The sequence below is a fragment of the Synechococcus sp. BL107 genome (assembly GCF_000153805.1).
Classification (GTDB): domain Bacteria; phylum Cyanobacteriota; class Cyanobacteriia; order PCC-6307; family Cyanobiaceae; genus Parasynechococcus.
Genome location: NZ_DS022298.1, coordinates 1,573,437 through 1,593,714 on the forward strand (window position 1 = coordinate 1,573,437; position 20,278 = coordinate 1,593,714).

Annotated in this window: 26 protein-coding genes and 1 tRNA gene; 16 read left to right on the plus strand and 11 right to left on the minus strand. The window is 52.5% G+C overall.

Annotation, left to right across the window (positions count from 1 at the left end):
- Positions 1–17 precede the first annotated feature (17 nt).
- Genes BL107_RS08130 through BL107_RS12955 form a run of 5 tightly spaced genes read left to right on the plus strand, consistent with a single transcriptional unit; the run spans position 18 to position 4,069 of the window.
- Positions 18–941 carry a putative selenate ABC transporter substrate-binding protein gene (locus BL107_RS08130; protein WP_037988346.1) on the plus strand — a complete coding sequence of 308 codons (924 nt, stop codon included), beginning with the start codon at positions 18–20 and terminating at the stop codon, positions 939–941.
- Positions 938–1,642 (plus strand): phosphonate ABC transporter ATP-binding protein, encoded by a 705-nt coding sequence (locus tag BL107_RS08135; RefSeq protein ID WP_009789839.1) that lies wholly within the window; start codon positions 938–940, stop codon positions 1,640–1,642. Before BL107_RS08130 ends, BL107_RS08135 begins: the two co-directional genes overlap by 4 nt.
- The gene (locus BL107_RS08140; RefSeq protein WP_009789840.1) at positions 1,621–3,150 is read left to right on the plus strand and encodes an ABC transporter permease; all 1,530 of its coding nucleotides are present in this window, start codon (positions 1,621–1,623) and stop codon (positions 3,148–3,150) included. Before BL107_RS08135 ends, BL107_RS08140 begins: the two co-directional genes overlap by 22 nt.
- Positions 3,151–3,166: 16 nt before the next feature.
- Positions 3,167–3,850, plus strand: coding sequence for a GDSL-type esterase/lipase family protein (locus BL107_RS08145; RefSeq protein WP_037988897.1), 684 nt, complete (start codon positions 3,167–3,169; stop codon positions 3,848–3,850).
- A gap of 51 nt (positions 3,851–3,901) precedes the next feature.
- Positions 3,902–4,069, plus strand: a complete 168-nt coding sequence (locus tag BL107_RS12955; RefSeq protein WP_009789842.1) for a hypothetical protein — start codon at positions 3,902–3,904, stop codon at positions 4,067–4,069.
- 6 nt (positions 4,070–4,075) lie between these two features.
- Here the strand turns inward: BL107_RS12955 and BL107_RS08150 are convergent, their stop codons facing one another.
- Positions 4,076–4,240: a PCP reductase family protein gene (locus tag BL107_RS08150; RefSeq protein WP_009789843.1), complete on the minus strand. Its 165-nt coding sequence runs from the start codon at positions 4,238–4,240 to the stop codon at positions 4,076–4,078.
- Positions 4,241–4,321: 81 nt separating this feature from the next.
- On the opposite strand from BL107_RS08150, the gene BL107_RS08155 reads away from it, so the two are divergent.
- A complete protein-coding gene (locus tag BL107_RS08155) occupies positions 4,322–4,921 on the plus strand; it encodes a sigma-70 family RNA polymerase sigma factor (RefSeq protein WP_232192876.1) in 600 nt (199 codons plus the stop codon).
- Positions 4,922–5,024: 103 nt separating this feature from the next.
- Here BL107_RS08155 and BL107_RS08160 read toward each other — a convergent pair whose 3' ends face one another.
- Complete coding sequence (locus BL107_RS08160; RefSeq protein ID WP_009789845.1) at positions 5,025–5,807, minus strand: DUF92 domain-containing protein; 783 nt, start codon at positions 5,805–5,807, stop codon at positions 5,025–5,027.
- 87 nt (positions 5,808–5,894) lie between these two features.
- Here BL107_RS08160 and BL107_RS08165 point away from each other — a divergent pair, with 87 nt between their 5' ends.
- Positions 5,895–6,359: a hypothetical protein gene (locus BL107_RS08165; RefSeq protein ID WP_009789846.1), complete on the plus strand. Its 465-nt coding sequence runs from the start codon at positions 5,895–5,897 to the stop codon at positions 6,357–6,359.
- Here the strand turns inward: BL107_RS08165 and BL107_RS08170 are convergent.
- Complete coding sequence (locus tag BL107_RS08170) at positions 6,345–7,112, minus strand: 16S rRNA (uracil(1498)-N(3))-methyltransferase (protein WP_232192878.1); 768 nt, start codon at positions 7,110–7,112, stop codon at positions 6,345–6,347. The two genes, BL107_RS08165 and BL107_RS08170, sit on opposite strands and share 15 nt — an antisense overlap.
- Positions 7,072–7,521 carry a DUF3531 family protein gene (locus BL107_RS08175; RefSeq protein WP_009789848.1) on the minus strand — a complete coding sequence of 150 codons (450 nt, stop codon included), beginning with the start codon at positions 7,519–7,521 and terminating at the stop codon, positions 7,072–7,074. The genes BL107_RS08170 and BL107_RS08175 overlap by 41 nt, the downstream gene beginning before the upstream one ends.
- Before the next feature lie 41 nt (positions 7,522–7,562).
- Here BL107_RS08175 and BL107_RS08180 point away from each other — a divergent pair, with 41 nt between their 5' ends.
- Both BL107_RS08180 and hslO read left to right on the plus strand, forming a co-directional pair.
- Entirely contained in the window at positions 7,563–8,201 is a 639-nt protein-coding gene (locus BL107_RS08180) for an ABC transporter ATP-binding protein (RefSeq protein ID WP_009789849.1), read from the plus strand.
- 14 nt (positions 8,202–8,215) lie between these two features.
- The gene (hslO, locus tag BL107_RS08185) at positions 8,216–9,133 is read left to right on the plus strand and encodes an Hsp33 family molecular chaperone HslO (RefSeq protein WP_009789850.1); all 918 of its coding nucleotides are present in this window, start codon (positions 8,216–8,218) and stop codon (positions 9,131–9,133) included.
- Here hslO and BL107_RS08190 read toward each other — a convergent pair.
- The 4 genes from BL107_RS08190 to BL107_RS08205 form a co-directional block, all read right to left on the minus strand.
- Entirely contained in the window at positions 9,130–9,825 is a 696-nt protein-coding gene (locus tag BL107_RS08190) for a CPP1-like family protein (protein ID WP_009789851.1), read from the minus strand. The genes hslO and BL107_RS08190 overlap by 4 nt on opposite strands.
- A gap of 40 nt (positions 9,826–9,865) precedes the next feature.
- Positions 9,866–10,087: a hypothetical protein gene (locus tag BL107_RS08195; protein ID WP_009789852.1), complete on the minus strand. Its 222-nt coding sequence runs from the start codon at positions 10,085–10,087 to the stop codon at positions 9,866–9,868.
- Between the two features lie 96 nt (positions 10,088–10,183).
- Positions 10,184–11,830 (minus strand): peptide chain release factor 3, encoded by a 1,647-nt coding sequence (locus BL107_RS08200; RefSeq protein WP_009789853.1) that lies wholly within the window; start codon positions 11,828–11,830, stop codon positions 10,184–10,186.
- A 9-nt stretch (positions 11,831–11,839) separates the two neighbouring features.
- Positions 11,840–12,511, minus strand: a complete 672-nt coding sequence (locus BL107_RS08205; protein ID WP_009789854.1) for a class I SAM-dependent methyltransferase — start codon at positions 12,509–12,511, stop codon at positions 11,840–11,842.
- Positions 12,512–12,629: 118 nt separating this feature from the next.
- On the opposite strand from BL107_RS08205, the gene nrdJ reads away from it, so the two are divergent.
- The 3 genes from nrdJ (at position 12,630) to BL107_RS13110 (ending at position 15,403) form a co-directional block, all read left to right on the plus strand.
- Complete coding sequence (nrdJ, locus tag BL107_RS08210) at positions 12,630–14,957, plus strand: ribonucleoside-triphosphate reductase, adenosylcobalamin-dependent (protein WP_009789855.1); 2,328 nt, start codon at positions 12,630–12,632, stop codon at positions 14,955–14,957.
- A gap of 59 nt (positions 14,958–15,016) precedes the next feature.
- Positions 15,017–15,103 (plus strand) — tRNA-Ser (locus BL107_RS08215).
- Between the two features lie 156 nt (positions 15,104–15,259).
- A complete protein-coding gene (locus tag BL107_RS13110; protein ID WP_232192891.1) occupies positions 15,260–15,403 on the plus strand; it encodes a hypothetical protein in 144 nt (47 codons plus the stop codon).
- A 284-nt stretch (positions 15,404–15,687) separates the two neighbouring features.
- Here BL107_RS13110 and BL107_RS13245 read toward each other — a convergent pair whose 3' ends face one another.
- Positions 15,688–15,819, minus strand: coding sequence for a hypothetical protein (locus BL107_RS13245; protein WP_255344619.1), 132 nt, complete (start codon positions 15,817–15,819; stop codon positions 15,688–15,690).
- 259 nt (positions 15,820–16,078) lie between these two features.
- Between BL107_RS13245 and BL107_RS08220 the strand changes: the two genes are divergently transcribed.
- Positions 16,079–16,288, plus strand: a complete 210-nt coding sequence (locus BL107_RS08220; protein ID WP_037988901.1) for a hypothetical protein — start codon at positions 16,079–16,081, stop codon at positions 16,286–16,288.
- A 1,034-nt stretch (positions 16,289–17,322) separates the two neighbouring features.
- Here BL107_RS08220 and BL107_RS12645 read toward each other — a convergent pair.
- Positions 17,323–17,478, minus strand: a complete 156-nt coding sequence (locus tag BL107_RS12645) for a hypothetical protein (protein WP_156779427.1) — start codon at positions 17,476–17,478, stop codon at positions 17,323–17,325.
- Between the two features lie 174 nt (positions 17,479–17,652).
- Here BL107_RS12645 and BL107_RS12290 point away from each other — a divergent pair, with 174 nt between their 5' ends.
- Positions 17,653–17,823, plus strand: a complete 171-nt coding sequence (locus BL107_RS12290) for a DUF4278 domain-containing protein (protein WP_009789857.1) — start codon at positions 17,653–17,655, stop codon at positions 17,821–17,823.
- A gap of 882 nt (positions 17,824–18,705) precedes the next feature.
- On the opposite strand, the gene BL107_RS08230 is transcribed toward BL107_RS12290, so the two are convergent.
- Complete coding sequence (locus BL107_RS08230) at positions 18,706–19,227, minus strand: DUF2808 domain-containing protein (RefSeq protein ID WP_232192893.1); 522 nt, start codon at positions 19,225–19,227, stop codon at positions 18,706–18,708.
- A 194-nt stretch (positions 19,228–19,421) separates the two neighbouring features.
- Here BL107_RS08230 and BL107_RS08235 point away from each other — a divergent pair, with 194 nt between their 5' ends.
- A complete protein-coding gene (locus tag BL107_RS08235) occupies positions 19,422–19,856 on the plus strand; it encodes a hypothetical protein (protein ID WP_156779428.1) in 435 nt (144 codons plus the stop codon).
- A 192-nt stretch (positions 19,857–20,048) separates the two neighbouring features.
- A complete protein-coding gene (locus BL107_RS12650) occupies positions 20,049–20,198 on the plus strand; it encodes a hypothetical protein (protein WP_156771085.1) in 150 nt (49 codons plus the stop codon).
- The last annotated feature ends 80 nt before the right edge of the window (positions 20,199–20,278 follow it).

A 20,278-nucleotide genomic window follows, 5' to 3' on the forward strand; every position in this document is an offset into this window, starting at 1 on the left:
GAAATATTTCAAACCCAATGCCTACTCAAAAACCGCGGCCATCTTTGGTTGCACGTCTTCTGACTGGCATCACCATTGCAACCGCCTTGGCGAGCTGTAGTTCAGGTCCTGTAAGCACAGAGTCTCAAGTCCTTCACGTCGGGGCAATTCCGGATCAGAACCCGGAGAAGCTCAACCGTCTCTACAGCTCACTGTCAGACGAACTCAGTGATCAGCTGAAGGTGCCGGTGGAGTACGTACCGGTGAGCAATTACCCCGCTGCCGTCACTGCGTTTCGAACAGGCAGCCTCGACTTGGTTTGGTTCGGTGGCCTCACGGGCGTACAGGCCCGGTTACAAACCCCCGGGGCCAAGGTTCTGGCGCAACGCGATATCGACGCCAAGTTCACAAGTGTCTTCATTGCCAATGGTGCTAGCGGACTTCGCCCATTCAGCAAAGGCGATCAGCTCACAAATCTGAAAGGACGACGCCTTTCATTTGGATCAGAGAGCTCAACATCAGGTCGGCTGATGCCTCAATACTTCATGAGCCAAAACGGTGTAAGCACCGATGAGTTCGCCGGTGGTGCTCCTGGGTTCAGCGGAAGCCATGACGCCACAATCGCCGTGGTGCAGAGCGGCGCCTACGAAGTCGGAGCCTTGAACGAACAGGTTTGGAAAAGCAATCTTGAGGATGGTCGCGTTGACCCCAATAAGGTCTCAGTCATTTGGAGAACGCCTCCATACGTCGACTACCACTGGGTGGCTCGTCCCGATCTCGATGAACGATTCGGTAAGGGCTTTACCAACAAGGTCCAGACCGCTCTGCTAGCGATCACTGCGGATACTCCTCGAGGTGAAACGATCCTCGAACTCTTTGGTGCCGCTGAGTTCATTCCGGCTCAGAATTCCGATTACGACAAAATCGAGGCGGTGGGTCGTCAACTCGGCAAGATCCGTTGACAGCGCTCCTGGAGTTGAACCAGGTGAGCCTGGACCAACGACTCCAACCGACCAGTCTCACCATCAGGGCTGATGAACGGGTGGTCTTACTCGGAGCCAGTGGCGCGGGAAAAACCACTCTCATCAAACTCTGCAACGGGAGCCTGCAACCCTCGAGGGGCGCCCTCCAATGGCGTGGTCAACCGCTCAAAAGATTGCCGCGCCATGAACGGCGATCAATTGGCACGTTTTGGCAGGACCTACGACTGGTTGAGGAGCTGAGCGTGGTCCAAAACATCAATAGCGGTGCCCTTGGACGTCATGGCTTGATGTGGGCCTTGAGAAATCTGCTTGGTGTCCTGGAAAAGGACGCGTGTCTCGCGATGATGCATCAGGTCCACCTAGAGCCTTCACTGCTCAAACGAGCCGTAACCGAGCTCTCTGGAGGTCAGCGTCAACGCGTTGCCTTGGCTCGATTGCTGCGCCAGAGGCCTGAACTGGTGCTCGCCGATGAACCTTTGTCGGCCCTGGATCCTGTCATCGCCAGGGATGTCTTGGACACACTGCTTTCACTTCCGGGGTGTCTGATCAGCTTGCATCGCCCTGATCTCATTCATCGATTTGAGCGTGTACTGGGGCTACGAAACGGAGCCCTTGTTCTTGACGCGGCACCAGACAAGATCAGCAAGACGCAATTGGAATGGTTGTACGGACGTTCGTAAAACCAGCCTTACCGCTGCTCACACTGTTACCGGGACTTTGCCTGATTCCTGTGGTGGCCATTCTCGTTCGAGATGGCCATGGCGGTGGACTCCCGTTGTTAATCCAGTTTGCTCAAGGTGCTGTTCAGCCGTCCTTCGATCCGACGCTTCTCAAGAGCCTGTGGCAAGGACTTCAGATCACCTTTGTGACAGCCGTTCTCTCCTGGGCAATCAGTAGTGGTCTGGGTTTGATCTTCGGCTTTCTGGGTTCACGCACCCTTTGGCGAACGGTCTTGGGAAGCCCCTGGCCAGCAGTGCTTGTTCGGCGACTGTTGTCCCCCTTCCGAGCCATTCATGAGTTGATTTGGGGGTTGCTCTTACTTCAGGTTTATGGACTTAACGGTTGGGTTGCTATCGCGGCAATTGTTATCCCGTACAGCGCCTTGATGGCAAGGGTGCTGGCTGATCAGATTGATTGCCATGAGTCGCCGGCCTTACCGGTGCTTCAAGGCAGCGGAGGGCCGGCGATGGCAGTGCTTCTGACGGCTGTCGTTCCAGCAGTGTTCGCCTCGATCAAACATCACATTGGCCATCGCCTCGATTGCGCTCTTCGGTCAGCTTTGATCCTGGGCGTGTTCGGGCTTGGGGGGCTAGGAACCGATTTGATGTTGAGCCTTCAATCCCTCCAATTCAGAGACATGTGGAGTGGGTTGTGGTTGTTAGCTATGGCCATGGTGTTACTTGATTTCATCATTCAGACCATTGCGCGCAGGCCACGGAATGGTTTTGCCGCGGGGATTTTGCTGGTGTTGGTGGTGGTTTGGAGTGCCACTCTAAATTTGGATCTTTCCTGGCCGAGTGGAACCCTTGGTTCTGTGCTCGGTGGGGTAGGTGATAACCACAATGCAGCAGTTGCAGCACTGTTTGAGATGCATTGGGGGGCTGCGATCGGCTCAACACTTCTCATCACCCTGATGGCCAGCTGCATCGCCACAGCAGTTCCCCCATTACTCCTCTTGCTTTTGCCGAGCCAAAGCAGCCTTCGGCTACAAAGCCTGATCTGGGGCGCATTGCGCCTTGTGCCAACTCCTTTGAGTGCTCTTTTACTCCTGGTGATGGCCAAACCAAGCCTGCCCCTGGCAGCTTTGGCCCTAGGCCTCCATCACAGCGGTGTGATGGGTCGTGTGCTGATTCAAGACATTCGCGCAACAGGTTTTGGTTCGGCACAGATCTTGGAACGGTCTGGAGCGACTGTTCGGATGAGTTGGCTTTACGGCCCATTGGCCGAAGTCAGTCGGAGTTATCTCGCCTATGCGTCGTACCGGTGCGACGTCATCCTCAGAGACACTGTTGTTGTTGGGATTGTGGGAAGTGCGGGATTGGGCTGGCAATTAATCGATGCTTTGTCGTCCTTTCACTGGTGGCTTGTTGCTTGGCTGGTCCTGGCATTCATTGTTTTGACTCTCTGCGGAGAGACCATCACGGAACAGTTGCAACAACGGTTGAACTGCAAGGCTGTGGTGTTGTGAAGGCTGTGGTGTTGTGATGGCGGCAACCATGGGGCCGAGACAACTCGTGGTTTTGGGTGATAGCGGCGTTCTTGGCTGGGGGGACAGGGACGGTGGTGGTTGGTGCCAGCGATTACGAATGGATTGGATGCAACTTCCGTTGGCACCGGTGATCTATCCACTCGGTGTTCGCGGTGATGGGATTGAACGGATTGCAGCGCGATGGCGGCATGAATGGTCGTGTCGCGGCGAACTTCGACGACAACACCCAGATGGTTTGCTTTTAAGTGTTGGCCTCAATGACACAGCCCGAATCGGTCGGATTGATGGTCGCCCCCAACTAGAGCCAGATGCTTTCGCATTTGGCGTCAGCCAACTTCTTGCGGAGATGAGATCCGTAACGAACGTTTTCGTTCTTGGGCTCACTCCAGTGGATGAACATGTGATGCCCTTTGCGGAGTGCCTTTGGTACAGCAACAAGGCCATTGCTGCGACTGAATCCGCCCTAGCGGAACAGTGTCGTGAGGCCAATGTGCCGTTTTATGCCCTTCATGCCGAAATCCAGGCCCAAACCGATTGGTTGCAGTGGATCGAGCCTGATGGGATTCACCTCAACACGATTGGCCATTCCTGGATCCACAACGCTCTCCAGCACTGGCCACCGCTCTTGAATTGGGCCGGACTTTCACCACTGAACACACCCACTCCGATCAGCAGTTAGGGCAGCCGAGCCCCCAGCTAGTGTCTGTATTCCCTCACAAGTGGGATCAGCATGGAGCTCAATCCTTCTGTTCAATTCACTAACAAAAAGCCACCCGCTCAACGCAAAACCACACTGAAGTGGGATGACAATGGCGACCTCACGGCGGTGGATATGGCTCGCATCATTGATCGACTAACAACACCTGAGCTGAACCGATGTGAATTGGATCAGTCCTGAATCGTTCTATTTGGGCGCCATGCTGACCTTGGCTGCGCGATAAAAGTCAAGACATACATCTGTTCGACCAGCGTCCAAGGCCATCGATTCGACGCGGCGGCGGACCGCTGGACGTACAAAAAATGGCACGTCTTGTTTGAGAGCCGTCAGGGCGTCTGACTGCCAATTCATCCTTGACCATCGTTTTGATGCAGCCATCATCGAGCAAGTTTGTGCCTGATTGAGGCCCTGCGGTGGGAAGGCTTTCACAAGTTGCGTGGCAACCGTGAAAGCAGTTGTTTGCATCCCATGGTTCTCAATCCCCATCAACGCCATGAACAGCGGCGCTGCTTACCACCTGGCACCAAGGAGCGAAATCAGAAGGTTCTTCAGCACTTGGGATTGGCCCATTGCGTGGCGACGCGTCAACGCCAACGTGGACCGGAAGAACGGGACGATCTTCTCCAAGAAGCCTGCCTTGGATTGATTCAGGGTGTGGAGAACTTGAATCCGTCCCGTGGCTTTCGCCCCAGCAGCTATTTGATGAGCCGGGCGAACGGTCAGGTTTTGCACTACCGGCGAGACCGTTCGCGCATGGTTCGCATTCCTTGGCGACTTCAGGACCTTTTTGTGTCGGGTCAACGACTGCAAGAAAAACGGACGCAGAGAGGGTTGCCTCCTTTGAACAACAGATCCATTGCGGCGCACTTGAAGGTGAGTCCGCAACGCTGGCTCGATGCCTGTGCCGCAGAAGTCAGTAAAAAAAGGACAGCAGTCGAAACTCTGGACTTGCAGTCCCCTCGCGACCCCAATCCAGATCCTCAAGCGGAGTGGCTTCAAGAGGTTTTGCCTCGGCTGGCACCTCACCATTAATTGTTACTGAGGCAACATTGGATTGAAGGGGTTCACCTTCGAGATCTTGTTCAATCCCATCGTCTTAGCCAACGACGGTTGAAACAAATGATTCAAGACGCGATCAAAGCCCTGCAACTGTTGGCAGTACAAGATGGCTTGCTAGCCCCGCCCAGGCCATCGCCAACCCAGCAGCCAGAAGCGTTTGCAGCGCATTAATCAGCTCATTGCTCAGCCACCCAACGCGGTGTTGAACGATGGCTCCCAGAACACTTTCCGCGAGGGTGGCTAGCAAACCCACCACCATCACCACACCAGCTGCGATGGCGTTGGGAATGAATGGGAGTTGAGTGGAACTGAGCCCCCAGAGCGCAAGGGTCATCAGCACACTGCCGACGGCACTCGCCATCGTTCCTTCCAAGCTGATCGCACCATCGGTTCCAGGCGCAACAGGCCGAAGTGTGGTGATTAGGACGGTCGTACGGCCCCAACGCTTGCCAATTTCACTGCCAAATGTGTCGGCAAGTTTGGCGGCAAAACTTGCCGAAAATCCAATCAACACGACCTGGCGCCAGAGGATGGCGTCTTGCGGTGAGGCCGCAAGAATGAGGGCAAGAGCAGCACCAACCGCGGCTGAACCCCACACATTTTCAGGACCTCGTCGTCCATCACGGGCTTCCGCTATCCCGCGTTGTTGTTTGTTTGCAAAGCCAATGCGCGTCACCAGGCTTCCTAAAACCAAATACACGGCAACGGCCAACCAACCGCGCCAACCGAAGCACCCCCACAACATTGTTCCCAGCGCTGCGGCATGGATCCATCCCCGGGTTGTTAAGAGCGGCGTGCGCTGGGCAAAGCTGATGAGAACACCATTCACCACCAGGGCTTGAATCCAGATCCAGAGCATCACGCGTGTTGCAGTGCTCTAAGCATCTCTTGTGAACGACAAAACCAGGAGGAGAATCATCCAGTCTTCTTTAAAAGGGTCGAGCGGATGGTGGTCACCAACGACAAGGGGTTTTTCCTGACTCTCGATCCCGAAGCTGCGCCGGCCCGGCTCGATCTGCCAACCGCGCCTGTTGAGACCGAGGAAAGCCAAGCCACTCCAGAAGCGCCATCAGCCCCAACGCTGCTCGTTGCGCCGTCTGATCAAGTTGGTGTTGCTTCCGCTCCCCCGAAACCTGCCCCAACCCCTGTTGCTGCAGCTGTTCCAACCGCCCAGGCCCCCGACAGCGAGAGCTCTGAACCAGTCGCCGCACCGATCAGCAATGGCCTGACCACAGCAGAGGCCATTGCCGCTGAATTGGCAGCAACTGAAGCTGCTCAGCCTGAAATGACCTTCAGCACGTACGCCCCTGACAATCTCGTTCCGGGTTCCGCCCTAAGTCAGCGCAGACGTGCCCCTGGAGCTGCCGTGAAAAACTTCCGCAACATGGCAGAAGATCTATTCAAGAGTTGAGCTTTGCTCACGCCAACGAGCCAGCTCAACGGCCCCAGCAACGGCGGCAGTGGATGTTCTCAGAATTGAAGGCCCCAGATGGATTGGGGCCACAGAATGGTTGTGAAGCGCGTCGCGTTCAGCCGACGTCCAACCTCCCTCAGGACCCACAATCAACCATGTGGTTTGAGCTGGAATAGCAATCTGCTCCAACCAATCCCCCAGTGGTTCAAGCTTTTTCGTGCGTGTTACGCCAACGGCTTTCTGGCCTGAACTGGAATCCAGCCACGACTCAAGGGAATTGAGCTCTAAAACTGTGGGTTTCCAAAGGCGCTCACATTGTTCGACAGCTTCACGAACAATTGTGTTCCAGCGATCTGGACGATGCTCAGCTTGGAGAACAGTTCGTTCACACCGAAGCGGCTGAATCGTGTCGATGCCGAGTTCGCAGGCCATCCGCACCACATCATCAAAACCGCGACGAATAATCGACACAGCCAACCCCAATGGTGGCTGAGGTTGAACGAGCTGCTCACACGGAGTGGGATCGGTTTTAACCGTATGTTCATCGACCAGCTCTGCCTGCCAAAGCTGGCCACACCCATCGGAAATCGCCAGCGGATCTCCGATTCGCAAGCGAAGAACCCGTCGGAGGTAGTGGGATTCATCGTTCTGGAGTTTGATCAGCTCCGATCCAACAAATCGGTCGGGCGGGATCAGCAGACGTCTCAGTTCACGCACCGGCAGGGAAGATGCTGTCTGGATGATCTTCAACAGGCCAATCTTCATTCACTCCACCCACCACTAGCTCTGCGATTTGCACCACATCGGCATCGAGTTGGCGCAATGTATTGATCAAAATATCGAGCGACACGCCATCACTTGTACCGAGGTCAATCCAACACCTCGCCCATTCTTCTTGGTATTCCATTTGCCCCATGTTGTGCATCAGCGCAGGCATCACCGATTCGGCTTCGTCGTTGTTGTATCCCATCCAACTCATATCAGCCCCTTCCTCATGCACCTGCAGATTCTCAGCATTGAATCCCCCGAGCCGGCCGATCACGTACCAGCTGTCAAAAATTCCATCCACATAATTCCTTTCCCCTTGACTCGGCACGTCTGCAAAACGCAGCCAAAGCCAACAATTAAAAGGATCCACTTCACGGAATCGAACGTCCATAGACCCAAGGCATACACCTCATCATCGTTCAAGCTGATGTGATGCTTCAACTGTCAGAAGTCACCTACGCACCCGCGACGGTTGCGTCTCCCGTGCTTCGCGGTGTCAGTTTTCGTGCTGAGCGGGGAAAGCCGCTGCTGATCGCGGGAGCCAGTGGGTCTGGAAAGACCTCGTTACTGGAAGTGATCAGCGGCTTATCGGCCGCACGATCTGGTTCTATTTCTTGGCAAGGACAAGTGATGTCTCGTCGGCAACGACGGGGGCTCTGCGGAATTGTGTTTCAGTTCCCTGAACGTCACTTTCTTGGGTTGAATGTGAGCCAAGAACTGCGTCTAGGGCATCGTCGCTTGGGAAGCGATCGTCAAGATCAAGTGCTTCAAAGGGTTGGATTGAAAGACATTCCGCGCAATACGGCTCCAGAGAGGCTGAGCGGAGGACAACAACGCCGTTTGGCTTTGGCTGTTCAACTGTTGCGTGGAGCTGAGGTTTTGCTCCTTGATGAACCCACTGCCGGCTTGGATTGGTCCGTCCGCTCAGACGTCTTGACGCTCTTGTCAAACCTCGCCCAAGAACAAGTGCTGATTGTGGTGACCCATGAGCCTGAGTTATTTCATCAATGGGATTCGGATCAATTGCGACTGGAGAGCGGCCAGCTGACTTCGATGACTACATTGCTCTGAGATTTAAACGCGCTATGGCTGACCGGCTGGTGAGAGCAACAGCCGCCGGGGGGGGCATCAGGCTTGTTGCAGTCTCAACCACCGACACAGTGCGTGAAGCCCAGGAACGGCATGGGTTGTCGTTGATCACCACAGTGATGTTGGGTCGGGCGATGAGTGCAGGTCTGATGCTCGCCAGTTCAATGAAGGTGCGTCATGGCCGTGTGAACCTTCGACTCGGATCGGATGGGCCGATTAAAGGATTGATGGTGGATGCGGGTCGCGATGGAACTGTTCGCGGCTACGTCGGAGAACCAGCTTTAGAACTCGACCCCATTGCCGATGAGAATGGTGTTTATGGATTTGATTTCAAAGCGGCTGCAGGCACTGGATATCTTCATGTGATGCGAGATGACGGCAAAGGGGATCCGTTTAATAGCACCGTTGAACTTGTTGGGGGAGCGATTGGTGAAGATGTTGCTTCCTATCTTCTCCATTCAGAACAAACTCCATCTGGAGTATTTGTTGGCGAACAACTCAATAGTGAAGGGATTTTATGCAGCGGTGGCTTGCTGGTGCAGATTCTTCCCAAGGCAGCGGAGGAACCGGCTCTTGTTGAGCTGATTGAACAACGCTGTCAAGAAATTGAGGGTTTTAGTCAACGACTAGCCGCTTGCAATAACAACCTTGAGGATCTACTCGTGGATGTCTTCCCCGACCTCGACCCGCAACCATTAAAAGACATTGAAGCTACACAAGATGTTCGATTTAATTGTCGTTGCTCACGGGAACGAAGTGTCGGAGCACTGTTATTACTTGGTCGAGAAGAATTATCAGAGATGCTGGAAATTGATGGGAAAGCAGAACTGACCTGTCACTTTTGTAGCAACCGCTATGTCGTCGAACGCGAAGAATTAACTGAGATTATCCAGGGGCTCCCGGCCACCGTTTAAGCCAAAAATAAAGCAGCAAGCCAGAGCAAAATCGCAGCAGGCAGCGCTTGGATTTGCGCTGGAGTGATGGACAACTGCTGAAGAGCTGTTGGTGACAATGCTGTGGTGAACAACGATCCCACCACCAGACCGATCAGCAGAGCTAGAAGGGTCCATCCCAAGGAGGCCAAAGGACGACGACCTCGTCGAACCTGGCTCAGGAAAACTCCAATACAGGCCAATGCAAGGACCAGCTGAACACTGGCAACGGAAACCACAAGCAAGCCAAGGCCAACGACTCCCGCGATGAGCCGCACGATTCGTCCTTGGCCTTCCACCAACGACCACTGAGGGGCGAAAGAGGCCAGGGACTGGCTTGGATCAGGAAGATTTGTACGTATTTTCTGTAAAACACTGGTCCCGGGGAACGAAGGACCTGACACCGGTAAAGAACCCAGCCCATCCTCGCGCTGAGAGGCTGTTGCCGCAGCAGGACTGACTTGCCCCTGCTGTCGGTTTCGCAACCGCGACATCAAGACGGAGTCGTAGGCAGCCTCCACCCGAGCGCGTGCCTGGTCGTCACCATCGACTTCAGCGATGCAGCGGGCTTTTGCCGATTGAACTTGCTCAAACGTTGCGTCCTGACTCAAGCCGAGCCGAGCATATGGATCATCAGAACCGGACTCTGCACCTGACTCACCCACCGCGACCATGACCTAATTCAACTCTCTTTTAAACATTATCGAGGATTGCTCAAAACAGAGGTGCCCCGTGTCGATATCCTTCGCTGCGCTCGAGGCGGCGTTGACATGATTTCGCGTCGGCACGGTTTAACCACTTTCGCCGTTTGATAAACGGCATTTGGGGGGGCAAGTGGTATCCCTCCAGCATTTCCACGGGTTCATCTCCACCCCGGAAAAGCACGTAATCGGTTCCGCCATCCATGCTGCGACGGAGTAACCAGAGGGAATCCACAACCTGCTGCTTAACTTTCCTTAGTCTGGCGATGACAACGCTTTGCCGTGGACCGCTCGCGAACATCCGCCAACGCTTTTTAGCGATGCACTTTTGCTAGAGGCTGATGGGTTCAACGCCGCTCACCACAGGAGCGACATTGCTTAACTCAAATTCAGGGTGATCTTGATTGAGTTGATTAAGGTTCCATTCATTCTTGAACAAAAGCACTGGCCGATTCCACGCATCGCGAACAGTTTTGCAATTAAAGATCCGTCCCAACTTTTCCAGTTCCGGCCATCCACCCGTCACCCAACGCGCCACTTGATAGCCAAGGGGTTCAAGACGCGTTTCAACGCCATATTCATTTTCCAAGCGATGCTGAACAACTTCGAGTTGCAATTGCCCAACCGCAGCAAGAATTGGATCCCGCTTACTTTCATCGGTGTCGTAGAGAATTTGAACGGCACCCTCTTCGCGCAGTTCATTCACCCCCTTTCGGAAATTCTTAAACGCAGAGGGATTCGGATTGCGAAGCCAGCTGAAGATCTCTGGGCTGAAGCAAGGAATTCCCTCAAATTCCACTTTTGAGCCCACATAAAGTGTGTCGCCAATCGCGAACATCCCCGGGTTATTCAAACCAATCACATCCCCGGGATAGGCATCTTCAACTACTTCACGATCCTGGCCAAACAGTTTTTGGGGACGCGATAAGCGAATCGCTTTGCCACTTCTGGCATGTTTCACCGTCATATCGCGAGCGAAACGACCACTACACACCCGAACGAAGGCCACACGATCGCGATGACGTGGATCCATGTTGGCCTGCAGCTTGAAAACAAATCCGCTGAAATCCTCTCGAAGCGGATCAATCATTCCGTCACTGCTCGAGCGACCAATCGGTCGTTGAGCAAGCTCTAAAAATGCATCGAGGAAGGGACGAACACCAAAGTTGGTCATAGCCGACCCAAAAAAGACCGGTGTTAAGTCGCCTGAATGCACCGCCTCTAAGTCCAGGTCTGCTCCTGCAGCCTCCAGCAGCTCGAGTTCTTCAACGGCTAGATCGAGTAAATCCTCCTCGACAAGTTCACGCAGGGCCGGATCGTCCAACGACAACTTGCGTTCCGTGGCCTGTTGGCCTCGACCAGCACGACTAAACAACATCACCTCGCGGGTACGGCGGTCGATGACGCCTCGGAATTGTTCGCCGCTGCCGATGGGCCAGTTCACAGCCCAAGGAATCAGGCCGAGTTCAGATTCAATTTCATCGAGCAAACTCAGCGGTTCGCGGCAGGGGCGATCCATTTTGTTGATGAACGTGAAGATCGGGATCTGTCGCATTCGACAAACCTCGAACAACTTGCGCGTTTGTGGTTCAAGCCCCTTTGCGGCGTCCTCCAACATCACAGCGTTATCCGCGGCAGCCAAGGTTCGATAGGTGTCTTCGGAGAAATCCTGATGTCCAGGCGTATCGAGCAAATTGATCGTTGTTGTGCCGTAGTCGAATTGCAGAACGGTTGACGTAATCGAGATTCCCCTCTGCTTTTCAAGTTCCATCCAGTCGGACGTCACCTTTCGTTGCTCCCCCCGTGCCTTCACGGCTCCGGCTTGCTGAATGGCACCCCCGTACAACAACAACTTTTCAGTGAGCGTGGTTTTACCCGCATCGGGGTGGGAGATGATCGCGAAATTGCGACGTCGATCAACGGCATCAGCCAGTTGCTTGGCTAAATCAATATCTAGGGGTGCTTGGCTGCTGCTCATCAGAACTTTTTAACCCACTAAGCCTGACACCACCAGATATCGATCGTCCTCAGACCATGCCTTAACGCGATTCATCTCAGCTCGACGGAGTTGTTGACTCACCTCATCTGTGGTGAAAGCAGCCACGAGAGATGCAGTGAAGTCTTGAATCAAAATCGATGGTGCTTCTGAAAGGTGTTGTTGTTGCAGGTGATGCACCTCAGCAAGGCTTGATGGGCGACGCAAATCACGATGCAAGACGCGACAACCGGGCTTAGCAATCGCCTGCGTCACAGTCCAAAGCAAGTCCGGATCGTGGAGATGGTGCAACAAGCTGTTGCTCACTACTAGATCTGCCGAGTCCTTGAAGAAAGCTGCAGTGTCCTGCAATTGCATGCCGACGAACTTGATCTCGCGCGACGTCTCAACGGAGCGTTGCTTGGCCACCGCCAACATCGCCTCAGATCCATCGATACCAATTATCTGCGCTTCTGGCAGGAACTCAGCCAAACGGATGGCAATGTTCCCTGGGCCACAGCCAAGGTCGACGATCACAGGATTCTCTGGAAGGGGACCGGTCTTATGTATTAATTGCGCAACCAAAGCCACTGTTCTGGCATCACCGCTGTTGAAGTCGGCATGCGCATAGGCATCCACCTGTTCTTGGGTGGTCATGAGCTCCGGCTCAGGGATGCGCTGCATCAATTGCTGCCAATTCTGAGAATAGTTTGAACTGGACACTGCAGATGGTGGTAAAGAGAACTTGCTCCCCCCATCTATGGCGTTAGGGTTCGACCATTAGTTGTGCCCCTTAACGCACGTGACCCTGACCCCCAATCGTGTGGAGCCCACCGCAGAACAGTGCCTCAGCTTCGGGGACTTTCCAGCAACGGCTCCAGCAGCAAACCCTGTTTTTTATCGGACCTACAGCCGACGCACCCCCAATGGAAGGGAAAGCTGGAGCCAAGTTGGCACCAGAAACCTCGATGGCCTTCAGAAGCTTGGCAATCTCACGGAGACCGAGCTCACGTTGATGGCCCGCATGCAGGCCGAAAAGAAGGCCTTACCGTCTGGTCGTTGGCTATGGATCGGCGGAACTCCTTGGATTGAAAAGCCCGAGAACTTTTCTGGCTCCTACAACTGCACCTCCACCAACCTTGTGGATTGGGAAGCCTTCGGTCTCATGATGGACCTGGCGATGATGGGTTGCGGCACTGGCGCAATCATCGAGCCGCGGCTGATTGATCAACTTCCAATCGTCCAGAACACGCTGAACGTTGTTTCAGTGAGCGACATCGGAATTACTCCAGCCGAGTCACGTCAAGACACCTGTACGCACAGCATTGACGGCAATAAGGTCCAAATCAAAGTTGGTGACACGCGTCGGGGCTGGGTTGATAGTTACCAGCTTCTCCTCGAATTGAGCAGCGACCCCCAATTCAACGGCGGCACTGTTGAGATTGCAGTCGACCTGAATGATGTACGTCCTGTCGGCGAAACCCTGAAGGGCTTCGGTGGGATGGCCAATCCCGTCAAACTCAAGGATCTCTACGAACGCGTCGCAAGACTGCTGAATAAAGCGATTGGACGGCGTCTGTCTTCAGTCGAGTGTTGTTTGCTGATCGATGAAGCCGCCGTCACGATTGTGGCGGGCAACATCCGCCGCAGTGCAGGAATGCGCCAGTTTGCCGCTGACGACCACGCTGCCGCATCAGCAAAGGACAATCTTTGGCAGCAGGATGATGAGGGAAATTGGCGAATCGACCCCGAGCGGGATTCGCTTCGCATGGCAAACCACACCCGCGTCTACCACACCCGCCCAACCAAAGAGGTTGTTCACGCCGCCGTCACCAAGCAATTTATGTCTGGGGAAGGGGCGATTCAATTCGCTCCTGAAGCGATCGCACGCTCGAACGCCGATCTCCTCAAGACGCCTGAATTGCGTCAGGAATTCATCGAGATCTACTGCGACCAAGGCCGTGACGAAGCGGGCCGTTGGCTCTGCACGAATCACGGTGAAATGAGTGCAGCTGAGCTCGACCACCGCTTAAGCCGTTATGGACTCAATCCGTGTGGCGAAATTCTTGGTGCCGACTTCCACTGCAACCTGGCTGAAGTTCACCTCAATCAAATTGATCCCAGCGATGAAGAGGGCCAAGCCGATGCGTTCCGTGCCGGTGCCCTTTCCGTGGCGTGCCTGTTGAACCATCGTTTTGAGGTGGATCGCTATCGCCAGAGCCGGGAATGGGATCCCATCGTGGGAGTGAGCTTCACCGGGTTATTCGACTTCTTTGTGCATGCTTTTGGCACCGAATGGCTGAACTGGTGGGAAGCCGGCCGTCCGGATACCGAGCAAGGGCTTGCCTTTAAATCCCAGGAAGCTGCTTATCTTGCTCGCTGGAAAGCCATCGTTAATGAAACCGTTTGGGAATACTGCGATCGCGAAGGTCTACGCCGTCCTAATCGCTGCACAACTGTTCAGCCAGCTGGAACGAAAAGCCTGCTAACCGGTGCTGCACCTGGCTGGCACCCTCCCAAAGCGCAGCGCTTCATCCGTCGGATCACGTTCAGAAAAGATGATCCCGTCGCAATGGCCTGTATGGATTACGGCTACACCATCGTTCCCTCCCAATCCGACAAAGACGAGGAGGGTCGTTTGCTCAACGATCCTTTTGACCCCCGTTGCACGGAATGGCTGGTTGAAATTCCAACTGAAGTGAGCTGGGCCAACCTCCCCGGTGCTGATGCCGTTGATATCAATGGCTTCTCAGCAATGGCGCAATTTGACTTCTACATGCAAGTCCAACGTCATTACACCGCCCACAACACCTCAGCCACGATTGAATTTCGCGAGAACGAAATTGAACCCATCGCTGAGGCACTGTTCAAAGCGATGAACGAAGGGGAGGGCTACATCTCCGCAGCACTGCTCGCGCGTTTCGACGCCAATGCCACATTCCCACGGCTTCCATTCGAACCGATCGACGCTGAAACCTATGAAAAGCTTCAGTCTGAGGTGGTCGAACGGCGCGTGAGCAGCAACTTCTTTGACGCTTTACAACGCTACGACCAAGGGGAACTCACCGAGGCTGGCCCAGCCGGATGTGATTCAGACAAATGTCTGCTTCCACTGGCGAAACCGAACTAGCTGCCAAAGGGTGTCCGAATACAATGGTCGTGCAATGCCTTGTGTTGCACGACCCCTTTGGAGAGGTGGTCGAGTGGTTTATGGCTCTGGTCTTGAAAACCAGCGTGGGTGCAAGCCCACCGTCGGTTCGAATCCGACCCTCTCCGTTCAACATCCCAGTCACTGACTGGGTTTTTTAATGCTTAGATGCAGGATTAGCCCCTCTCAGGGGAGCTGGTAGAACTCCATCTCTGCGCTGTAGAGCAAGCGACTGCATCAAATCGGAGCATGCTGTGGCCAGAATGTGTCGATACCGCTTCTAGATGCTCACAACTTCCGTTGTGACTCATGCCATGGAAGCTTTGCTAGCTGAGTTGAATACTCACTGCAGACTAATCAGCCTTGTGGGGCTCGAAATGGATGAGTTCTTTTCAGAAGACTTCGAGCAAGAACTGGTGGACCGCTGAGTGATCGTGGCCCAGGTTTCATTCGATGCACCGATTCGTCGAATGTGATCCAAAGCGGGTCGAAGGGTTGATCAGAGTTAATTCAGTTCATCGATTCCAGGCGATGAATAGGGTCTATTGGTGCGTGGCTGCTTCAATAGATTTCGCATCGAAGGTTATGGCTCTTACTCCAGAGGGGGAGCCATAGCTTTCGTATGAGTGAAGGAATGCTGAATGATCAAGGCTTTGGTCTCATCCGATGCACCAATCCGTCGGTTCTGATGTGCTGAGGCTCCGGGAACTGATCAGAGTTGATGTAGTTCATCGTTCTCCGCTGCGATGGATAGATTCCGCCGAGGTTTGGAGATCACCGGTGGATTCGCAACAGGGTCGTGTGCCTCCCCTGCACGGGAGGCCGCACCTTGCTTTACAGGCATGAATGCAACATGTACACCAGCTTCATGAAGCCTGGCCTTGTCGGTTGATCAGTCAGCGCCAGTCCTGATTGAAGAGGAGCGAAAATCTAATTTCAGTCGTATAACCATTTTCATGAAACTAGAGCAACAAATATTGGTAACTGAGTCTTGCACTGAGGCGTGAGCCACATCAGATGGCTCAACACTAACGCTCCCATTTCAACAAGCGCGTCATTAATCGATGAAATCTGCCATATTGCGCGTCAATTCAATTGAAATGATGAGCGGACTCAACTTAGAGCCAAAACCACTTCTTCACAAGATATGGAAAATCATCACTTGGCGTTGGAGATTACAAATTGCCATTAATGCTCCATTTGGGATTTTGTGGATTGCAGACAAAACGAACCCTGCCGTTCATCAGTTCGATATTGCTCTGCTTACAGCAATACATGCGGAATGGATGGCACCAATGATGGGCATTGGCTAGGCCCGACTCTAACTGATCAGGAGTACGAGAAAAAATATTAATATCGACGTCGACTTATTGTTCCAAACATGGAACGGCGAATAATCACACTCTTGAGTTGAATAAATCTCATGGCAACAATCATGATGAACATTATTTAAACTTCAATTATCCTAATTTGAATTTCCATTTCCAGGTTCTATCCAGGGCTGGAGGCTGGTTTGCCTTAATTGCTACAGGAAAGAGCTTCAGATGAAACCGGTACAACAAACGATCAATTCCAGCCTTTGCTGAAGATCTACAAATTTATTCGTTTCAACGCTCAGTTCGCAGGCTCATGAATAGGACCATGTCTTAGTGAAGCATCGAAAGTGGTAGAAATAAGAACAAAATTTTTAGCGATCTACTCACATCACCTTTTAATGCCGGTTAGGCAGCGGCATTGGATAAATATGTCACCCGTACAACAAACGTTTGTCACTCTGATTCCCACGCGAACAGTCAATATTGAGCAGTCGTCCTTGGACGGGATCGACAGGTCAAATAAACATCCATCTCTGTTGGTGAATGCAGGGGTGGATGGACCTTTTAGGGGTTTGTAGCAATCGTACTAACAATTCACACTGACCACCTATTACAAGTTATAAGTAGTTATCCCGTCCAAGGACACGTGGAAAGCCCCAGTCAATGCTGGGGTTTTCTGCTGTCAATTTGTGAGTAAGAATTCTGACATGCATTTTAAATGTTGAACCAAGTCAGCCGTCATGAGGAAGAGAGAGGCAGTTAAAGATCGTTAACTGCCATCCTCTTGCGAAGTTGTCGATGCATTTTGGCCCGCACCTGGCAGTTAGGCCAATCGACTACTTCAACTTCAGTATGTGTACTCGACATGGAGCTTCTAGTAACTTCAGCTGCAAATCGCAGTATCAAAACTGTGTGATGCATTGAACAAGGACAGGCTTGATGACTTTATTCGTTTCAAAGTGGAGTCACATCGGATGCATCGATCCGTCAGTTCTGATCCGAAGAAGCTCGATGGACTGATCAGAGTTCATTTAGTTCATCGTTTGGCCAAAGCGATGAGTTAGGGGGCCATCGGCAACGGTGGCTTTCGCAACAGGGCCGCAGCCCCCCAAATGGCTTCGGCGGGGCTGCTCCTTGCTGAACAACGTGAACGCTGTTAGTCGATCAATCCGTGAAAAGCAGGCCAAACCCCAACGGTTGATCGCGCTGAGTTAATTCTGTAACAGACTGAACGTCAGGAGGGTTGACGGATGCGCTATAAAATTTCTGTAGCAACAGCTACACACGTTCACCTTGCATCCACAAGGCGCAGTCAAGCCAGGCCACGGAACGGGGACCTGGATTTCTTCGAGGAACTCGACATGACAGCTCTTCTCTACAGAGGTCAAACCTACGGCGCTAGCCAGCCTGCTTCTCCCAAGAAGTGCGTTGAGCTCACCTATCGCCATGAGCACTACAACACATGCCGTGATCATGTCACTCGAGACATGCATCCAACACTTCAGTATCGCGGTGTTGCCTACACCAAGTAATACATTTCTAATTAACTGAGAAGCCCCGCCTCGGTGGGGCTTTTTTATGGCCGAAATCAACCGCCCTGCAGAAGCAAATAGGAACCTCGATGCGATGAGTCAAGACTGATGAAGCGAATATGACTTCTTCACAAGATATCCCCTTACTTAGACATCATCATATAAAGATTGGGGATTTTTGATTTATTCTTCTTAGAATACTTTTTGAATTCATAGAAGCAAGACTGACCTGTATATCCAATTGAATTTTTCATTGAATCTAGAACGATCTCCCATGACTCGCCGTCATTCAGCATCTCCTCGAAGTCTCCCGAATAAAGATACGGATCACATGCCAGTACTGGCGATAAAGAGAGGATTTGCAATGTGATAATCGAAGAGACCGCGATTATGGATCTGACCATCACCAAAGCCCTGAATCTATTTACAACATCTATCCTAGCAATGAATCCTTCATGACCGAACGCCAGGATTAGGCAAGAAATGATTTCAAGAATTATTCATTTTCAAACTATCTTACCAAAGAACTTAGGCACAAGCTAATACTGGCAGATATCACATATTAACTCTATTAGCAAACAAATCAGTCAAGAAGACTGAAAGTTGATTTTTAGGCGAATAAATATTCTGAAATCAAATCAGTTCGAATCGATCAGGCAACAACGGTAGCTCATGATTGGCACTGTGCCACTTATTTTGAGTTTAGAATTCATTCAGGCAATCCGCTGCTACAAAGAAGGAGTTGTTCTCCTCACACAAGAGATCAACACCTCACACACCCAATGCCACTCGTTGAGTGGCATTTTTTATGGGTTTAGAACCCTGGTGATAACCGAACAGTCCCTTTCGTCAGGATGCAGGTGACCGACCACTATCAAGTGATTATCGAAAACGGTCGTTCCGGTAAACGTGAAGACGTAGGGTCGGGCCCTCGCTAGCCAGGGCATCGTTACCACTGGGAATCAGTCTGGTAGCCCATTGGTAGATGCCCTCATCTGGGTTGAAACTTCGAAAGACGATATTGACTTGGTCACCGGGAGGAACCGGAGGGTTGAGATTGATCGTCAGCTCGTTCCCTGCCGTTGAAAACGATGATGTAGCAAGACCTGCGCTGACACCACCTCGCAGTGCATAGCGGCCTTTATAAACCTGAGGTGGACGCTTCCCCCAATCCCACTGATCAGGATTAGGAAGTTGAGACAACACAACTGTTTCAAGTTTTGCCCCAGCATCAGAGGGAACACGAATACAGATCGTGGTCCGGTTTCTCTCACCTTGGATCGAGGAGGGGTTATGGATCGATAGCTGAACGGGTGGTCGGCGGAAAAACGATTGCGCCTTTGTCCATGGCCCGAGCCAAACCAAGCTCGAAAAAATGATCAGCTGCAATGCGAACCGGCTCAAAAGTGTTCCAGCCAATTACCTAGCTTAAACACATTCACCTCATCCGCGAAAGATTCTTATGCATGAATAGTTTGCTAAATAAAGATGATAAGAACAAGGATTGGACTCTGCTTCAAATCGTGCAATGGTACGAATCGAACAGTCTTGATTGCACGGTTGAACTGATCGGATCAAACTCCAAAAAAAAAGAACTCTTGAAACTCTCTTTTCTTGCTGCATCGTCCGCATGCGTTTTGTCCCTTGGGCTCGGTGCCTGTGGACCCTCAAAACAAGACGTGGCCTTAGCGGAGGCAAATGTTGCCATGGTTCAAGCCTGCGAAGACTCCGAGACAGCCATCAAAATCGCAGGGAAGGGCTACGAAAATGGATTAAACGATGTTCTCGCGTTGAAAGCTGAGCTGCTCGAGAACATCCAAGGAGATAACCCAACTGACTGGCGGAAGAAATACACAGAATTTTCATCAAAACTTGTCGCAGTTAGGCAGGATTTTGTCGTGAATTATGGTGATTTACGAGAGACATATGGAAGCGACTGCACCAACACATCACGTCGAGCTGAGTTCAACGACACCTACGTCACTCCATTCAACAAACGTCTCGTTGTATTAGCCAACAAACTCCATAGCTAGATCGTTCACCACGAGAGGACTCTCAGGGAGCGTGCATGACACCTAGTCAGCCTGACCCTGATCGGGGGCATTGAAGGGGAGAGATTGCGCCAACAAACGTCACGCCTGTAAGCATAAATACTTAATAATTAGCCCAAGGGGTTGATGAAGCTGTGGTCCTGCATCTGAATTAGAGAGCCCAACTCGCGTTGTATGTCAGAGGCACGAATCGCTCAACTCCTTCAGGAGGCAGAGGAACATCTTCGCCAACGCAATTGCAGACAGCGCTACGAAAGAGCCGTTGAGCGTCTTCCCGACAGCCGACGTGGCATTTGGTACGGCGACGACAAACGCGCTGCTTAGCTCAATTCGATCGCGGTACTGAGTCTCACTACTTCGACCCAACTTCATTCCCCACCAGGCCTTTTGCAGGGCCTGTTTTT

What these genes read in the sequence shown, in the direction of transcription:
- BL107_RS08165 (WP_009789846.1), top strand. Translation starts at nt 5,895, where the DNA reads ATGGTGGTCACCAACGACAAGGGGTTTTTCCTGACTCTCGATCCCGAA.
- BL107_RS08130 (WP_037988346.1), top strand. Translation starts at nt 18, where the DNA reads ATGCCTACTCAAAAACCGCGGCCATCTTTGGTTGCACGTCTTCTGACT.
- BL107_RS12290 (WP_009789857.1), top strand. Translation starts at nt 17,653, where the DNA reads ATGACAGCTCTTCTCTACAGAGGTCAAACCTACGGCGCTAGCCAGCCT.
- BL107_RS08145 (WP_037988897.1), top strand. Translation starts at nt 3,167, where the DNA reads ATGGCGGCAACCATGGGGCCGAGACAACTCGTGGTTTTGGGTGATAGC.
- BL107_RS08150 (WP_009789843.1), bottom strand. Translation starts at nt 4,240, where the DNA reads ATGAATTGGCAGTCAGACGCCCTGACGGCTCTCAAACAAGACGTGCCA.
- BL107_RS13245 (WP_255344619.1), bottom strand. Translation starts at nt 15,819, where the DNA reads ATGCCTGTAAAGCAAGGTGCGGCCTCCCGTGCAGGGGAGGCACACGAC.
- BL107_RS08180 (WP_009789849.1), top strand. Translation starts at nt 7,563, where the DNA reads ATGCTTCAACTGTCAGAAGTCACCTACGCACCCGCGACGGTTGCGTCT.
- BL107_RS08160 (WP_009789845.1), bottom strand. Translation starts at nt 5,807, where the DNA reads ATGCTCTGGATCTGGATTCAAGCCCTGGTGGTGAATGGTGTTCTCATC.
- BL107_RS13110 (WP_232192891.1), top strand. Translation starts at nt 15,260, where the DNA reads ATGCTCACAACTTCCGTTGTGACTCATGCCATGGAAGCTTTGCTAGCT.
- BL107_RS08220 (WP_037988901.1), top strand. Translation starts at nt 16,079, where the DNA reads ATGAGCGGACTCAACTTAGAGCCAAAACCACTTCTTCACAAGATATGG.
- BL107_RS12650 (WP_156771085.1), top strand. Translation starts at nt 20,049, where the DNA reads ATGTCAGAGGCACGAATCGCTCAACTCCTTCAGGAGGCAGAGGAACAT.
- BL107_RS08190 (WP_009789851.1), bottom strand. Translation starts at nt 9,825, where the DNA reads ATGGTCGCGGTGGGTGAGTCAGGTGCAGAGTCCGGTTCTGATGATCCA.
- BL107_RS08140 (WP_009789840.1), top strand. Translation starts at nt 1,621, where the DNA reads ATGGTTGTACGGACGTTCGTAAAACCAGCCTTACCGCTGCTCACACTG.
- BL107_RS08175 (WP_009789848.1), bottom strand. Translation starts at nt 7,521, where the DNA reads ATGGACGTTCGATTCCGTGAAGTGGATCCTTTTAATTGTTGGCTTTGG.
- BL107_RS08200 (WP_009789853.1), bottom strand. Translation starts at nt 11,830, where the DNA reads ATGAGCAGCAGCCAAGCACCCCTAGATATTGATTTAGCCAAGCAACTG.
- BL107_RS12955 (WP_009789842.1), top strand. Translation starts at nt 3,902, where the DNA reads ATGGAGCTCAATCCTTCTGTTCAATTCACTAACAAAAAGCCACCCGCT.
- hslO (WP_009789850.1), top strand. Translation starts at nt 8,216, where the DNA reads ATGGCTGACCGGCTGGTGAGAGCAACAGCCGCCGGGGGGGGCATCAGG.
- BL107_RS08205 (WP_009789854.1), bottom strand. Translation starts at nt 12,511, where the DNA reads ATGCAGCGCATCCCTGAGCCGGAGCTCATGACCACCCAAGAACAGGTG.